This window comes from Massilia sp. AB1, assembly GCF_018119385.1.
Lineage (GTDB): Bacteria > Pseudomonadota > Gammaproteobacteria > Burkholderiales > Burkholderiaceae_D > Telluria.
In genome coordinates this window covers 1-1,853 of sequence record NZ_JAGKSG010000100.1, presented here as the reverse complement: position 1 = coordinate 1,853, position 1,853 = coordinate 1, and the positions used below count along the sequence as shown (strand labels likewise).

General features: G+C 69.7%; 2 protein-coding genes and 1 pseudogene. All 3 read left to right on the top strand.

Annotated elements, in window-relative coordinates; translation table 11 throughout:
- Positions 1-198 (top strand): annotated as a pseudogene (locus J8847_RS23950) (GNAT family N-acetyltransferase); the annotation flags it as partial.
- 10 nt (positions 199-208) lie between these two features.
- Positions 209-1,216 carry a GNAT family N-acetyltransferase gene (locus J8847_RS23945; protein WP_211527190.1) on the top strand — a complete coding sequence of 336 codons (1,008 nt, stop codon included), beginning with the start codon at positions 209-211 and terminating at the stop codon, positions 1,214-1,216.
- Between the two features lies 1 nt (position 1,217).
- Positions 1,218-1,853: N-acetyltransferase (locus tag J8847_RS23940; protein ID WP_211527189.1), on the top strand; the 636-nt coding region annotated here is incomplete at its 3' end.

The window sequence follows — 1,853 nt, the reverse complement described above, 5'->3', positions numbered from 1 at the left end:
GGCCAGTCCGACCACAAGCGCCTGTTCGCCACCCACCAGCGCCAGTGCGCCAATGTGTTCCTGGTGCGGCCCACCGTGCGCAATGCCGCCATCGTCCGCGGCCATGCGCTGATGGAACGCTTCTCGGCATGGGCGGGCCAGGTGCTGGACCGTTACGGGGTCAAGGCGAAAGTGCGCCGGCTGATCCGCCATGGCTGAGGGGCACGACATGGGCACCGATGCGCCGATGCGGCGCGGCTTCGTGCGCGCACATACCGCCGCGGCGTGGGAACAGGCCTATTTGCCCGGCGATGGCTGGCGCGGCCCGCTGGCGGTCGTGCGCACCGCGGGCGCCGAGGTCGCGTTCGCGCGCAAGCGCGCGGGCAAGCTGGACCTATGGGCGCTGGGCGGCTACTACTGGCCGTGGCGCGGCGTGGCCGTCGAGCCCGGCGCCGGCGCGGAGGCGCTGGCCGCGCTCGCCGACGAACTGACCAGGCGGCCCTGCGGCGCCATGCTGCGCATGGGGCCGCTCATCGACGGCGACACCGATACCCAGCGCTTCGTTACCCTGCTGCGCGCGCGCGGCTGGCGTGGCCTGAAGCAGGTGACCGGGCAGGTGTTCGAACTGGCCTTGCCGGCGTCGGCGCAGGCGCTTCAGGCGCAAGTGAGCGGGTCACTGTGGAAAAACATCGCCTACTTGCGGCGCCGCCTCGACAAGCAGGGCCCGGTGATCACGGAACGACATCGGCTCACCGTGGCGCAAGCGGGCGCGCTGCTGCAACGCGCGGCGCTGGTCGAACAGGCCTCCTGGGTTGCGCAACAGGGAGGCGACGTCAAGCTCGTGGGCGCGCCGAATCAAGCCTACTGGTCGCGACTGGCGCAATACGGCGACGGGCCGGAGGTCGTGCTTTGGCTGCTCTCTTGCGGCGCACGCGACATCGCCTATTCGCTGCACCTCGAACACGGGCAGACGATGTGCATCGTGGCCAACGGCTATGACGAAGAGTTCAAGGCGTCCAGCCCGGGCTCGCTGCTCTCGCTCGATATTTTCCGGGACGCGATCGGGCGCGGCCTGCGCCTGGTCGACTGGGGCCAGGGCGACTCCGGTTACAAGCAGCGCTGGGGCGCGCTTCCGGGCGCGCGGATGACGAACCTGATCCTGTTCCGGCCGGGGCTAGTCGGCGCAGCCGGGTACCGGCTGCTGAAAACCGCATTGTCCAGTTGGGAGCCGCTGTAGCATGCGCGCCCTCTGGAACCACGAGCGGGTGGAGCTGCTGCGGGAACGCGGCGGCCCGCGCAGTCTGGGCTTCTGGTTGCTGCGCAAGGCGCTGGCACTCGATGTGTACATGCTGTTCGCGGCGCCGCTGCGCGACGAGGGCACGGCATGCCCGCCGGGCTGTACGCTGCTGCGGCTCGTTTCCGAGGACGACCTGGCGCGCTGTCCCGACGCCCTGCTCGACCAGATTAACCCGCATACCGGGGCCGGGGTGCGTAAGGTGCTCGCGCAAGGTGGGCGGATCTACGCGCTGATCGAAGACGGCGCTGTGCGATCGCAGATCCGGATCGACGTTGGCGCCGCCCGCACCGATACGCCGTGCCCGCTCAAGTGCGAGGTAGGATCGCGCAATGCGTTCCTGAGCTTTTTGTACACGCACCCCGCAAGCCGGCGCGGCGGCTGGGCCAAGAAGCTGCTGGTCGCGACCGCGTCCAGCATGGCGCAAGAAGGATTGCAGCTGTGCTTCTCGCACGTGCAGGCGACCAATTTGCGCTCCGTGAACACCTTCCTGAGCCTGGGCTGGCGGCATGCCGGCTGGCTGTTGGCGAGCCGCGGCGGGCGCTACCTGGGAACCGTCGGCGCCCATCGCGACCTGCGC

Bases quoted from the DNA above. Each gene is read 5' to 3' on its own strand.
- J8847_RS23945 (WP_211527190.1), top strand. From the start codon at position 209: ATGGGCACCGATGCGCCGATGCGGCGCGGCTTCGTGCGCGCACATACC.